Annotated in this window: 14 protein-coding genes and 1 other RNA gene; 7 read left to right on the top strand and 8 right to left on the bottom strand. The window is 41.1% G+C overall.

What is annotated here, in order from left to right; translation table 11 throughout:
* Window positions 1-75 precede the first annotated feature (75 nt).
* On the bottom strand, window positions 76-627 hold the full coding sequence (gene apt / locus C6H66_RS00390) for an adenine phosphoribosyltransferase (protein ID WP_046394861.1): 552 nt from the start codon (window positions 625-627) through the stop codon (window positions 76-78).
* Window positions 628-772: 145 nt separating this feature from the next.
* Between apt and priC the strand changes: the two genes are divergently transcribed.
* Both priC and rsmS read left to right on the top strand, forming a co-directional pair.
* Window positions 773-1,315, top strand: a complete 543-nt coding sequence (gene priC / locus C6H66_RS00385; RefSeq protein ID WP_040150043.1) for a primosomal replication protein PriC — start codon at window positions 773-775, stop codon at window positions 1,313-1,315.
* A gap of 22 nt (window positions 1,316-1,337) precedes the next feature.
* Window positions 1,338-1,505: a pleiotropic regulatory protein RsmS gene (rsmS, locus tag C6H66_RS00380; protein ID WP_065389291.1), complete on the top strand. Its 168-nt coding sequence runs from the start codon at window positions 1,338-1,340 to the stop codon at window positions 1,503-1,505.
* 128 nt (window positions 1,506-1,633) lie between these two features.
* Here rsmS and C6H66_RS00375 read toward each other — a convergent pair whose 3' ends face one another.
* Window positions 1,634-2,071 carry a DUF1284 domain-containing protein gene (locus tag C6H66_RS00375; RefSeq protein ID WP_046394860.1) on the bottom strand — a complete coding sequence of 146 codons (438 nt, stop codon included), beginning with the start codon at window positions 2,069-2,071 and terminating at the stop codon, window positions 1,634-1,636.
* Between the two features lie 122 nt (window positions 2,072-2,193).
* Between C6H66_RS00375 and C6H66_RS00370 the strand changes: the two genes are divergently transcribed.
* Window positions 2,194-2,958 (top strand): 2OG-Fe(II)-dependent halogenase WelO5 family protein, encoded by a 765-nt coding sequence (locus C6H66_RS00370; protein WP_036808898.1) that lies wholly within the window; start codon window positions 2,194-2,196, stop codon window positions 2,956-2,958.
* A gap of 202 nt (window positions 2,959-3,160) precedes the next feature.
* Here C6H66_RS00370 and C6H66_RS00365 read toward each other — a convergent pair whose 3' ends face one another.
* The 4 genes from C6H66_RS00365 to acrR form a co-directional block, all read right to left on the bottom strand.
* Complete coding sequence (locus C6H66_RS00365; RefSeq protein ID WP_046394858.1) at window positions 3,161-3,709, bottom strand: biotin transporter BioY; 549 nt, start codon at window positions 3,707-3,709, stop codon at window positions 3,161-3,163.
* Window positions 3,710-3,749: 40 nt separating this feature from the next.
* Window positions 3,750-4,379, bottom strand: a complete 630-nt coding sequence (locus tag C6H66_RS00360) for an energy-coupling factor transporter transmembrane component T family protein (RefSeq protein ID WP_046394857.1) — start codon at window positions 4,377-4,379, stop codon at window positions 3,750-3,752.
* Entirely contained in the window at window positions 4,376-5,050 is a 675-nt protein-coding gene (locus C6H66_RS00355; protein WP_105394488.1) for an energy-coupling factor ABC transporter ATP-binding protein, read from the bottom strand. The genes C6H66_RS00360 and C6H66_RS00355 overlap by 4 nt, the downstream gene beginning before the upstream one ends.
* Window positions 5,051-5,461: 411 nt before the next feature.
* Window positions 5,462-6,103 carry a multidrug efflux transporter transcriptional repressor AcrR gene (gene acrR / locus C6H66_RS00350; protein WP_046394855.1) on the bottom strand — a complete coding sequence of 214 codons (642 nt, stop codon included), beginning with the start codon at window positions 6,101-6,103 and terminating at the stop codon, window positions 5,462-5,464.
* Window positions 6,104-6,232: 129 nt separating this feature from the next.
* Here acrR and C6H66_RS00345 point away from each other — a divergent pair, with 129 nt between their 5' ends.
* From C6H66_RS00345 to C6H66_RS00335, 3 genes are all read left to right on the top strand, one after another.
* Window positions 6,233-7,426, top strand: coding sequence for an efflux RND transporter periplasmic adaptor subunit (locus tag C6H66_RS00345; RefSeq protein ID WP_046394854.1), 1,194 nt, complete (start codon window positions 6,233-6,235; stop codon window positions 7,424-7,426).
* Between the two features lie 18 nt (window positions 7,427-7,444).
* Entirely contained in the window at window positions 7,445-10,594 is a 3,150-nt protein-coding gene (locus C6H66_RS00340) for an efflux RND transporter permease subunit (protein WP_046394853.1), read from the top strand.
* Window positions 10,595-11,643: 1,049 nt separating this feature from the next.
* Window positions 11,644-11,847, top strand: coding sequence for an HHA domain-containing protein (locus C6H66_RS00335; RefSeq protein ID WP_011147992.1), 204 nt, complete (start codon window positions 11,644-11,646; stop codon window positions 11,845-11,847).
* 100 nt (window positions 11,848-11,947) lie between these two features.
* Here C6H66_RS00335 and ffs read toward each other — a convergent pair.
* Together ffs and C6H66_RS00325 are read right to left on the bottom strand one after the other, a co-directional pair.
* An RNA gene (gene ffs / locus C6H66_RS00330) (signal recognition particle sRNA small type) lies at window positions 11,948-12,044 on the bottom strand.
* 134 nt (window positions 12,045-12,178) lie between these two features.
* A complete protein-coding gene (locus tag C6H66_RS00325) occupies window positions 12,179-12,625 on the bottom strand; it encodes a YbaY family lipoprotein (protein WP_046394852.1) in 447 nt (148 codons plus the stop codon).
* Between the two features lie 376 nt (window positions 12,626-13,001).
* Between C6H66_RS00325 and tesB the strand changes: the two genes are divergently transcribed.
* Entirely contained in the window at window positions 13,002-13,865 is an 864-nt protein-coding gene (tesB, locus tag C6H66_RS00320) for an acyl-CoA thioesterase II (RefSeq protein WP_046394485.1), read from the top strand.
* Window positions 13,866-13,888: the final 23 nt, after the last annotated feature.

Raw genomic sequence — 13,888 nt, 5'->3', positions numbered from 1 at the left:
CAGTTGGGTACCATGCTAACACAGCCTCACTACAGACAGCGAGGCCGATATGTTAGTAATACGAAAATAAGCAGATTAATGATCTGGGAATTCAAGTAGAGTAAAACTACTTACACCTTGTTTTTGCAGACGCTCAGCACCGCCTAAACCAAGCAAACCAATAATAAAGGCCGCTTCAAAAACTTCACCGCCTAAGCGACGGATTAAACGAACAGTGGCTTCAACCGTTCCCCCCGTTGCCAGCAAATCATCAATAACCAACACCTTATCGTTTTCTTTTACGCTATCTTTATGCATTTCCAACTTATCAGCGCCATACTCTAGATCGTACGTTTCACTCAATGTTTCCCGAGGTAGTTTGCCCGCTTTACGAACAGGAACAAAACCAACACCAAGACGTAACGCAACCGGAGCGCCAAACAGAAAACCTCGAGCTTCAGTGCCAACAACTTTTGTAATGCCTTTGTCCTGATATCGTTCTACCAGAAGATTAATTGTTGTTTGGTAGGCAAGAGGGTTATCCAATAAAGTGGTTATATCACGAAAAAGAATCCCTGGTTTCGGATAATCAGGAATCGTTTCAATGCTGTCTTTAATAAATTGCAGTTGCTGCGCGTTTGCGGTCATAATCGGGCCAATGATGAGTAGAACACGGAGGTTCTAAAATCTATGTAAACTGATAGAAAAAAGCAACTGATGAACACGCATCAGCCTACTTTTTGTCGTCCCAGATTAATTCTGCTTCGCAAGATATAACCATTTTAGGGTATAAATGAATACACAGCCGTTATTAAATTTACTCGAAAAACAGGTCGATATACTGGCAGAAGAGATAGCGCCATTAGCTGACACGCCATTCTCTACTGCCCGGTTTGATCAGGCTTTATTTAACCGACATAGCGATAAACTCCGAGGCTATCTACAAGAAGTCAGGCACAACATGGAACAACTCAAAGAGTGTGTTCAGGATCACCGAACCGAACAGGTCGCATTTCTAACTGAACGCCTAGTTGCCCAAATAGAGGCATTAAAGCGTGAATTGTCCACCCAATCATTGAGAAAAAAAGAGAGCCGATTTGAACATAAACAACAAGCTACTGACCTGTATCACAAACTGGCTGAACATCAGGATTATGAACGCCGTCTACTCGCAATGATCAATGATAGAGAGCTAAAATTGAATCAACAAACTACACTTAGTCATCAACAAAAAATACAGAAAGAAATCGCGGCATTAGCCGGAAGGCTAGCACGTTGCCGTCAATCTCTAACACGAATTGAAAAATCAATTGAATACAAAGAGAACATGGACTAACGATTCAGATGAGGAATGTTTTATGTCCGTCGAACATGCACCACCCGAAGTTCAACTTGCTGTTGATCTGATCTATTTACTGGAATGCAATGAAATCACTCCTGAAATCGCACTCGCCGCACTGGAAATAGTCAAACACGACTATCAAGCAAAATTAGCGAAGCAATCACCGTCGACAAAGGAGTATTGAGCCATTTACTTCAACACCTCAATAAATACCCTGATCGATACTATAAAAGATTCGCGTTTATCTTAAGTATGTGATCATACATTCATATCAATATCAGCCTTTGCAAAATTTCAAACGGCTTTATATCCTCACTCGCTTTTTCCACTATTTCGTTTAAGAAACGTTGAAGAATAATCATCCGCAGCAATTCGAGTACAAAGCGGTTCCCACTCACAGCCTACACAAGCGGCTCTTATGATCCCACGATTAAAAGCCCATCTCGCCCGTTTTAAATAGGTTTCATCAAGCCTCAACGTATAACCTACCTCAATTGATCGGCCCATAAGAGAACCAATGGCTTCCAAAGCTCGACCATCCCGGACAATAACACTCTCGCCAAAACAATGAGGTTTGTCTTCTCCAAGCAAAGGAATACATATGTCATCCGGCCCTGCCACAATCAGAATATCTTCATCCCGAATTCGAGGAATAATCCTATTATAATTTTCAACAAAATCAGGGGAATATCCGTTGCCAGCGTAGGTAAGTATACACAAAAAGTGATGACCTCTCAGAGATATTGTCATTATTGCGCTCCAGAATGTGATCAGATGTTGCATTTTTATACAACCAATGCTATATGATTAATACTGACCATCAATAGATCAGTTTTTCTAATATAAAGAAAATCGGCTAGGAATCGACTACTATGTCGTCACGGTGGGTATCAAACGAGCTTGTCAAATTATCATCAGAAAGCTTGCAGGCAATCATAGATAACAAGATTCCAGCAGCGATGATAGATGATTTTGCAACTCAAGAAGAAGCAGAACAGCTTTCGTCTGCAATACTGAGCATGAAGGCAAAGCCATATGAGTTTGGAAGGCCGGGGTCTTATTTAGGAAATCCACTCGCTCATTACCGTAATCGACCAAAAGAGCAATATTTCGCTCAAGTTAGCGTAGCTGAACAAGATCTCACCCAAATTATCAATCAAGCTTTTGATCCAGTTGCTCGGTTCATACGATATATCAATCACGATACAAATTTCAGCATTTCGGTCGCTGAAGAACCGGGATTTGGCCCCTATTTTGCCGGTATCGTCCGGATTATCTCCGGTGGTTCGGATCTACATGTGGACTACGCACCTACTTTTGCGAAAGGAAATTTAGTCGTCGGAGATATATCGACTCAACTTGCCTGGAACCTCTATATTTTATCTCCCTCTCAGGGAGGAGAAACCGTGATCTATAACCAACCATTCAAGAGTACTGTCGTTGATAAAACGTACAAACCGTATGATCGTGCTTTATTGGTTGATTGTGAGTCTTTCACTTTCCGACCTCAAGTTGGCTCTGTCGTCATTTTCAACACCAGTAACCCTCATATTATCCTGCCTGCAAGCAGCAATCGCATTGCAACAGGCTCCTTCATCGGTGTATTAAATGAGAAAAAGTTGATTTTATGGTCGTAATAGTATTTCAGTAAGATATCTGGAAGTTGAACATTAAGAGCACTTTTTCCTACCCTACCGCTATTTTATATGTTGTAACAATTATCACGAGGGAAATGTCGTGATATGCAGAAAAACTACAATTAACTGACATTATATCTTTAAGTTACCGTTGAGGGTTATCGTCCAGTCGTCTGGTCCATAATAAACACAATGATGACACTTAAGAACGCGGTTCAAGAGTAGGGTAAGCCCGACGGACCGTCTTCGCAATCAAAATAACCAGTACGATTTTGATAATATCTCCCGGTATGAACCCAATTGAACCTACGGCTGCTTGCCGAATGCTGATATTAGCAAATAAGGCAATCCACGGGATACCTATGACATAAACAACCATAATTCCGCCAAAGACAAGAAATACTGCTTCTTTAAAGGTATTCAGTTTTGCAAGATTCTTCTCATACAAATAGCCGATGACAAAAGCGGCAATCGGCCATGACAAAATAAAACCACCACTTGGACTGAGAAATACACTCAATCCTCCCCTCCCTCCAGACATTACCGGTAATCCAACGGAAACAAACACACAAAAGAGCAACAGTGCTAATCCACCCCGTTTCGCACCAATGATGGCACCAGCAAGCATTACTCCCATTGACTGCGCTGTTATCGGAACGCCCACAACGGGAAGTGTCAGTGGCGGAAATAAACCCAGTGCTACGGTTAGAGAGGCAAATAGTGCTATATAAACAATATCTTTGGTAGACATTTAATCCCCCTTTCTTTTCGATAAAGCCACAACCCCTGCTTTACTTGCTGCTTGATTTATTTCTGTCAAATCCTGGATCATAGGACCGAGCTTCAATAGCAGCAGAAATATCGTCTGCCATTTTGAGCATTCGCACAATAACAGGAACTGCAATTGCAATGACACTCTTATCGAGACCTCTTGCTTTCTGCGCCTCCCGTACTTCTTCTGTAATTGACGCCAGAACAGGGATAAACCGCAAAGCAAGCGATAGAGCCAAACTCACTTTTCCAGGATTGATGCCAAGATAGTACAACCATCCAAGGCCCTTTTCCAAGGCGTCGATCATATCAGAAGAACGAGTAGTAAGAGTGACAAGTGAGGCCAGCAATAAAAGTGAGACAAGACGAACTACCACAAGTACACCTGCGGTCCAGTGGTGTAGAAGCAATTGGACTATAAAAATAAGTACGAAGATCCATAGCGCTGGCCGTAATTGCATCCAAGCAGTTTTTAATGAGATTCTGGCTAATAAGTATAAAAGTACTATGCACGCCAACGCTGCAACAGAGAGATCGATACGTGGAATAACGAAAAGTAATGTTCCCAGAATGACCAAAGCAATAATTTTAAACCCCGGGCTAATTCTATGTACAAATGATGAACCAGGGTTATACCCAGACAGGCTCATAACATCATCCTTACGTATTCAGGAATAGCAATAGAGGGTATGTCATCAACAACAACGCGACCATCATCAAAAACCAGAACACGATCAAATCCCGCCAAAAAATCAAGGTCATGAGAAACTACAATCACAGTTTGAGATAAGTTATCGATTGCTTCAGCAACACGGCGCTTGTTTCGTAAATCCAACAAGGTTGTAGGCTCATCGAAAATAATGTAATCGGGCTCCATCACAAGGACACCAGAAATCGCAAGGAGTTGTTTCTGACCACCACTTAAAAGATGAGCAGGATGCTCCCTAAATTGAAGTAAATTATAGCGTGAAAGGGCCTCCTGCGTTCTTTGCCGAATCTTGTCCTTGGTAAAACCGAGATTTTTCATTCCAAAGGCCAAATCCTCCTCAACGACTGGAAAAACGATCTGATTGTCAGGATTCTGGAATACGAAACCAACCTTACGTCGGATCGCCTTACCCTCTGTTCTGGTGTTCAAACCATCCACCAAAACATCACCACTTTTCGGTACCAATAATCCATTAAGAAGACGTGCAAATGTACTTTTGCCACAACCGTTACTACCTATGATGGCAATCCGTTTTTCCTTAAGCTGCAAATTTAATTCTTTCAATATTACTCGCTCGCCATAGGCATGCGTCACATTTCGTACTTCCAACATAGATGGTTATCTCTTAACATTGCAGCCAGCAACTTAACACTACTCCTACTTAGCACTGTGTCTGCCTACAGAATCCGTAGGGAAAATTCAATCAATATACTGATTTCAGCGTTATCAACCAGTTCCAACTTGCTGATATCACAAGCTCCTGTTCCACCCTTCTAAATTTAATCAGTACATTTTATACAGTCAGAATCTTAAAAATTTACCTTAAGTTATAGCTTTTCTTTGACCTCTTCCCTAACAAAACCGGCAACAGCATCTGATATTAGAAATATTTTCAACTTAGTTTCTCTGTCTCATCTCTTATATAGCAGCAGATAAACAAAGAGCATAAGATAATGATTTTTTGCCATTAGCCACATTGTTAGCAATTACCAAAATAGAATTCACCTCTATTATTCTGGCTCTTCATTTTTCAGCAACTTTCATATGCTCACTATATTTAAGCATATCGATAAAACTATCTACTAACGACTCCGCTTCTTTCTGAATATCAAAACTATCTGGCGCAAATAACCAGTTTTCCAGCAAGCCCGTTATCAATCCCCTTAACATGATAGCCGCTCGCCGCAGATGAAGATTATAAGGAAGCTGGCCTGATGCAATACAACCAGAAAGAGATTCTTCAATACGAACATAGTCTGCAACACACAGCTCCTGACGGACTTCCACCAAGGCAGACATTTCACCAACAAACTCACATTTGTGGAAAAAAATCTCCATTAATAGCCGGTTTTTCGGATCGTCAACGACCGACGTCAGGATATGGATGATTAAAGTTCTTAAAATCAGGAGTGGATTATTAGGATATTTTGCTTGATACTCTTTTTCTAATTCGTCAATCTTAGAATCTGTTATTCTACAGGCTTCGGAAAACAGGTCTACTTTATTTTTAAAGTGCCAGTAAATTGCCCCTCGGGTTACCCCGGCGGTTGTGGCAATATCTGTCAGTGAAGTAGCAGAGACACCGCGCTCAGAAAACTCTTTTATAGCTGCGTCTATAATCTGTTGCCGGGTCTCCTCAGCCTGTTGTTTAGTTTTTCGTGCCATACACTCTAATTTTAACCTAAAATGGATTTACATACATTCACGTATGTTTGTATTATAGCATGCTGTTATTAATGGAGTAATGGTTTTACGGATTGAAGGGTCAACATCTAAAAATATTGAGGTTTACTTATGCGAATAAACAGGGGAGTTTTGCCTCTGGCTACAATACTGGTATTCTCAGGCAGCTTAGCTCTTTCAGGATGTAACGACAAAAACTCTCAGCAGGCTGCTGGGAATCAACAGGCTCCTGAAGTCGGTATCGTGACGCTGAAAAATGAACCTCTGATGGTCACGACAGAACTTCCAGGCCGAACGTCAGCCTTCCGCATTGCAGAAGTTCGTCCACAAGTAAGTGGTATAATTCTGAAACGAAATTATAAAGAAGGTAGCGATGTAAAAGCAGGCACATCTTTATATCAGATAGATCCAGCAACTTACCAGGCTACCTATGACAGTGCTAAAGCTGATTTGGCAAAAGCTCAAGCTAATGCAGAGATCACACGCTTGACAGTAAACCGATATAAGTCACTGTTAGGTACAAACTATGTTAGTCAACAGGAATTTGATAAAGCCAGCGCTAACTATGCTGAAGCGAATGCTACAGTACAGGCAGCAAAAGCAACTGTAGAGACTGCCCGTATCAATTTGGCATATACCAAAGTTACAGCGCCGATTAGTGGTCGTTCCGGCAAATCGACTATAACTGAAGGCGCTCTAGTTTCTGTTGGTCAACCAACAGCACTGACAACTGTTCAACAACTAGATCCAATTTATGTGGATGTTACTCAGTCAAGTGATGATTATCTGCGTCTTAAAAGTGAAATCACCAAAGGTGTTGTGCAAAAAGGGGACAGTAAAGCTAAAGTTCACCTGATCATGGAAAATGGTAAAAATTACAGTGAAACAGGCTACTTGGAATTCTCTGATATCGCTGTAGATGAAACAACGGGCTCTATCACTATCCGTGCAATATTCCCTAATCCAAATGAAGAGTTACTGCCAGGCATGTTTGTTCGAGCAAAACTGGAAGAGGGTATTCGCCGGGATTCAATACTCGTTCCTCAGCAAGGAGTTACCCGTACACCTCGTGGTGAAGCTACTGTCATGGTGGTTGGTGCAGACGAAAAAGTCGAACCACGCGTTATCACCGCTAACCAAGCTATTGGTGATAAATGGCTAGTAACTTCCGGTCTGAAAGCAGGTGACCGGATCATTGTTACTGGTTTGCAAAAAATTAAACCCGGCATCCCGGTTAAAGCAGCAGAAGTAGACTTAAATGCAAAATCTGCTGCGAACCAAACTGAACCTGCGAAAAAGTCTTAATTTAGGAGTCGGTGATTCATGCCTAAGTTTTTTATAGATCGGCCAATCTTTGCATGGGTAATCGCAATTATCACCATGCTGGCTGGGCTGCTGGCAATTATGAAATTACCCGTGGCGCAATACCCTACTATCGCACCACCGGCGATTTCTATCGCCGCAACTTATCCCGGCGCAGATGCCACCACTGTACAAAACACAGTTACTCAGGTTATCGAACAGAACATGAATGGTATCGACAACCTGGTTTATATGTCTTCCGACAGTGATTCTGCTGGAAACATGAACATCACACTAACCTTTGAAGCGGGTACTAACCCTGACATTGCACAGGTGCAGGTGCAAAACAAGCTGCAACTCGCTATGCCTCTGTTACCACAAGAAGTACAACAGCAAGGGATACGTGTAGATAAGTCCACAACCTCTTTCCTAATGGTTGCCGGATTCATCTCTGAAGATGGTTCCATGTCACAGGACGATATCTCTGATTATGTTGGTGCAACTGTCAAGGACCCTTTAAGTCGCGTAACCGGTGTAGGTGATACAATGCTTTTCGGTAACCAGTATGCCATGCGTATCTGGTTAAATCCTGACAAGCTTGTTAACTACAAAATGACGACTTTAGATGTAATAAATGCAATCAAAGCGCAAAATAACCAAATAGCCGCCGGTCAATTAGGGGGAACTCCTCCCGTTCCAGGTCAACGCCTGAATGCTTCGATCATTGCTCAAACACGTCTAACCTCACCAGAAGAGTTCAGTAATATTCTCCTGCGCGTCAATACTGACGGTTCTCAGGTCCGTCTGAAAGATGTAGCAAACGTGGAACTAGGTGCAGAAAGTTACAACATCATTGCCCGCTATAACGGTAAACCTGCTGCGGGTATCGGTGTCAAACTAGCGACAGGCGCTAACGCTTTGGATACATCCAAAGCAGTAAAAGAAGCACTAAAAAATATGGAACCTTTCTTCCCTCACGGGCTGAAAATTGTCTATCCATATGACACCACACCATTCGTTAAAATCTCTATTAACGAAGTGGTAAAAACACTGGTTGAAGCAATTATGCTAGTGTTCGTGGTAATGTACCTATTTCTCCAAAATTTCCGCGCAACACTCATTCCAACTATTGCGGTTCCAGTCGTACTCTTAGGAACATTTGCGATACTCGCTACATTTGGCTATTCAATAAATACATTAACCATGTTTGCTATGGTTCTTGCCATTGGCTTACTGGTAGATGATGCCATTGTTGTTGTAGAAAACGTTGAACGAGTTATGCAGGAAGAAGGTCTATCGCCAAAAGAAGCAACAAGGAAATCAATGGGACAAATCCAAAGCGCCTTGGTTGGTATTGCAATGGTGCTGTCTGCTGTATTTATCCCAATGGCCTTCTTCGGCGGTTCAACCGGTGCAATTTATCGTCAATTCTCGATTACTATCGTATCTGCAATGGTACTCTCTGTGCTGGTAGCCTTAATCCTGACACCAGCTCTATGTGCCACTATGTTGAAACCCATTGCCAAAGGTAGCCACGGTAAGCAGACCGGCGTCTTTGGCTGGTTCAACCGCATATTTGACAAAAGTACCCACCACTATACTGACAGTGTTGGTCGTATTCTACGCAATACAGGCCGTTATCTGGTAATTTATGTATTCCTAGTGGCTGGTATGGCTGTCATGTTCACACGTTTACCATCTTCCTTTCTTCCTGAAGAAGATCAGGGAGTATTGCTGACAATGGTTCAATTACCTGCGGGGGCGACACAGGAACAAACAGAGAAAGTTCTGGATAAAATAAGCGATTACTTCAATACAGAAGAAAAAGATCGTGTGGTTTCTGTATTTACCGTCAGCGGCTTTGGTTTTAGTGGTCAAGGGCAAAACACTGGGTTAGGCTTTATAAGCCTGAAAGACTGGAGTGAACGTCCTGGCGCTGAAAACAAAGTACCTGCGATTGTTGCCAGGGCTAGCGCTCACTTCCAGAAAATCAAAGAAGGTATGGTTTTTGCGTTTAACATCCCGGCAATTGTAGAGTTAGGTTCAGCAACCGGCTTTGATTTTGAATTAATTGATAAAGCAAACCTTGGACATGACAAACTGACAGAAGCCCGTAACCAATTACTTGGCATGATACAACAGCATCCAGATATGTTAGTAGGTGTTCGTCCTAATGGTCAGGAAGATACTCCTCAATATCGGCTCAGAATTGATCAGGAAAAAGCTGAAGCTCTCGGTGTTTCCATTGCTGATATTAACTCAACACTCAGCACGATGTTTGGTAGTAACTATGTGAACGACTTTATTGATCGCGGTCGCGTCAAAAAAGTTTACGTTCAGTCGGAAGCACCTTATCGTATGTTGCCAAGTGATATCTACAAGCTGTATGTCCGTAACAAACAAGGTGAAATGGTTCCATTTTCTGCCTTTATAGATACATCCAAAGAACCCTGGACCTACGGCTCACCACGTCTGGAACGTTACAACGGTTTACCATCAATGGAAATTCTGGGTGAAGCAGCTCCAGGTAAAAGTACCGGCGATGCAATGGCCCTGATGGAAGAGCTGGCATCCAAGCTACCGAATGGGATCGGTTTCGATTGGACAGGTATGTCCTATCAAGAACGCCTATCCGGTAATCAGGCTCCAGCTCTGTATGCATTATCGTTGATAGTGGTATTCCTCTGTCTGGCAGCACTATATGAAAGCTGGTCAATTCCATTCTCAGTTATGTTAGTAGTACCATTGGGTATTGTTGGGGCCTTGTTGGCAACAACATTCCGCGGTTTGGATAACGATGTTTATTTTAAAGTTGGCTTATTAACCACTATCGGGTTGTCGGCGAAGAACGCGATACTCATCGTTGAATTCGCTAAGGATCTGATGGAAAAAGAAGGCAAGGGGTTGATAGAAGCTACGCTAGATGCGGTAAGAATGCGTCTTCGCCCAATCCTAATGACATCACTAGCATTTATGTTAGGTGTTATTCCCCTAGTACTGAGTAATGGTGCGGGCTCTGGCTCTCAAAACGCGGTGGGTACTGGGGTATTAGGCGGAATGATTGCAGCAACCTCGCTAGCAATCTTTTTCGTGCCAGTATTCTTTGTGGTTATAAGACGACGTTTCAGTAAGAAAGCGGAGGAGATTGAACCTGCGTCAGAATCTCATTAATGCTACCAACAATAACCAGAAGGCCGTCAAATCGGCCTTCTTAATATAATAGTTGCTTCCACCTAGCAAGATTCTGATCATTAACCTATCCGCTTAATCTTTAAGTAATTTTGTTTAAATTTAATTATGATCACCACTTATGAGTATAAAATAGCTTTAAAAATCCAAGCATTAGTGACTTTAATAAAATTAATATGAAAGTTGTCGGACAAAAATTACTTTATCTTTTTTTACACTAAATGACAAAAAACAATACCAGCACATAGTGACTTATGTAATAATGATGTTATATTCATTGATTATTGTAGCCATCAGGCTATAATCTGCCGTTACTGGTATCTGAGAGTAATACTGTTTTATATAAACCTACATATTAACTCACACATACTAGCCGATATTTATAGTTTATTGAGTTAAGGTATGAATTTTTGTTAAGAGCTGATCCTGATTTACCAGAAGAAAATCAGAGCTATCTGTAAAAAAGATAAATAATCCCAAAGAACGATTATAGATACATAATAATAATCTCTCGAAAAAAATTTTATAATACGTGTATATGCTTAGTGTTTAACTCAAAAAATTAAGTAATGGCATATACTGGAAGATCAACATAGCATGGATGAATATTCACTCAAGATGACATAATATTGATGAATTAAAATGCTTATGTGAGAATCTAAGGTAAGAGGTACGTCTAGTGCAAAGTACACAGAGATGAGACTAGTTGTGAAAAGAATTTTTACATCTCAGAATAATTTAGAGCTAAACAAATAGAACGAATACATATCAACTTTCGTTTAGCACTTTAAAATAAAATATTCTGATGATTTCAACCTTCTCTCTTGAATTGATAAATGTATTGATAATACATATACTTACAAATCTCCTGGAAACAAATTAAGATTAGCGTTTCCAGACTTGTGGAATGGTAAAAACTAATGAACGCTCAATCAGCGTCCCGTTACAGGATTTAAGTTGTTCCTTGAGCAAAATTTGATTGAATATTTCCCTCAATAATTTTTTATATATGTTAAATAAGAAAGGCGATTATGACTAAAACTGATTATCTGATGCGTTTAAGAAAATGCACCACGATTGATACACTAGAACGTGTGATTGAAAAGAACAAATATGAACTTTCAGGAGATGAACTTGAACTATTCTACTCTGCTGCGGATCACCGCCTAGCTGAGCTGACCATGAATAAACTGTATGATAGAATTCCACCTTCAGTATGGAAATACGTTCGCTAAAATAGTCTTTATCAGATAGAAAGTGATCCGAGCCGGTAAAGTGCTATCGGCTTATTTAGATCATCTATGTATTTAGGTTATCAATGAAAATTGGCGAGGGCTCTGCCAGCGACATCCCGGCACACACATCCCCTGCTATGGCTGCTTCCTTCCGGACCTGACCAAGTTAACAAGTTAGCGTTGCGGGAGAACCAACAGAGCCCCCATTGTGACGTGTTGCTTTAACTTCAAAGCGGCGCCATTATCATTCATACCTACTCAAATAGCAATACAAGCAGGCCCGAATGCTGATTTATTGCACATTACAAGTGAATACAATTAAGGAAATGTATTATCTAACGGCTTTCAACGTAATTTCGATATTTTTAGTCCTCCCATTATTAATCACTTCATACGCTGTATCTGTAACAAACATCAATCGACTATGCAGCGAAACAGAAGCACTGACAACAATGCGTGCCCCCGGCTTAATTTTGTCTGATTGATAAGGCAAAACAAAATGGAAAGGCGATTGTTTCCCTCCTAAACGCTCAACCTTCTGAGACAGAGTAACTGAAGGTGCATCAAGCAAAGATACATCAGATAAAGCCACTGTCAGAACAGCATCTGCTGGCAATGCTATACGCTGTAGTATATTAATATTGCCTTCAACAAAAGAGCGTTTCATTGGATTTTCAATCTTTTCCACCTGAGTATCTACTACCTCAGCACCTTTAGCATTACACCCAACCAAAGCAACCGCTAGTAGTACACCAACGGGGAGTTGCCATAACTTCATATACATTCCTCCATTATTAACTAACCTATACCCGTTATCTTTCAAGTTGCCTCTTTGTTGGCTGCGCTCACTCACCCCGGTCACATAGTTACCTATGCGCCCGGGGATTCGCTCCCTTGCCGTCGCGATGCGTCTTGAAATCCATAGGGTATATATTAAACATTAAAATAAATTAAAATATCAAATCATTAAATCTAAACCATCTGGATTATAGATTAAAAAATTGAATATCAGACACCAACAAATCTCATATTCTTTATTGCACTACTGTCAGGACTTAAAACATTTACAATTTAGTTATTTATTAATCATATATTAATGAGACAATAATCATCCCTTGTACTCTCGATAACCTAATAGAAAACAAAGGCATATTATGAGCAAGTCATTACAGAATCTGATAAATTTGATGAAATTGGAAAAAATTGAGGAAGGTATTTACCGAGGGCAAAGTAAAGATCTCGGTTTTCCTCAGGTTTTCGGGGGGCAGGTGATTGGTCAGGCACTGTATGCAGCCAAACAAACCGTTGTCGATGACCGGATGGGCAACTCTTTCCATAGCTATTTCTTACGCCCCGGAGACAGTCACAAACCTATCGTCTATGATGTTGAAATTCTACGTGATGGGGGAAGTTTTAGTGCCCGGAGAGTCAGTGCCATTCAAAATGGCAAACCTATCTTTTATATGACTGCCTCATTTCAAAGTCACGAAGAAGGTTTTGAACATCAGAATATGATGCCGGATGTACCATATCCAGAAGAACTTATCCCTCAGAACGAAATCGTGAAAAAGATGTCGCATCTACTGCCACAGAAGATGCAGAATATTCTTCTCTTTCCCTGCCCGCTAGAAATGAGGCCCGTAAAATATCACAGTCCATTTAATTGCCCACCAGAAGAACCTATACGCTATGTTTGGTTCCGCAGTAATGGCAATATGCCTGATGACCCTTTTATTCATCAATATCTACTTGGCTATGCCTCCGACTTTAACTTTCTGCCAACAGCATTACAGCCACATGGTGTCGGGTTCCTTGAGAAAAATATTCAGATAGCAACAATTGACCATTCTATGTGGTTTCACCGCCCGTTTAAACTAGACGACTGGCTACTATATGCTATAGATAGTCCATCAGCTTCTGGTGCCCGTGGTTTTGTTCGGGGACAAATTTATAATCGTGAAGGGATACTTGTTGCTTCCACTGTACAGGAAGGTCTGGTTAGGAAACGCAACAGATAAATGAATAAGGCAGCAAATTAAGA

This window comes from Photorhabdus hindustanensis (assembly GCF_002968995.1).
GTDB classification, from domain to species: domain Bacteria; phylum Pseudomonadota; class Gammaproteobacteria; order Enterobacterales; family Enterobacteriaceae; genus Photorhabdus; species Photorhabdus akhurstii.
This window is presented reverse-complemented; position numbering and strand designations above follow the sequence as displayed.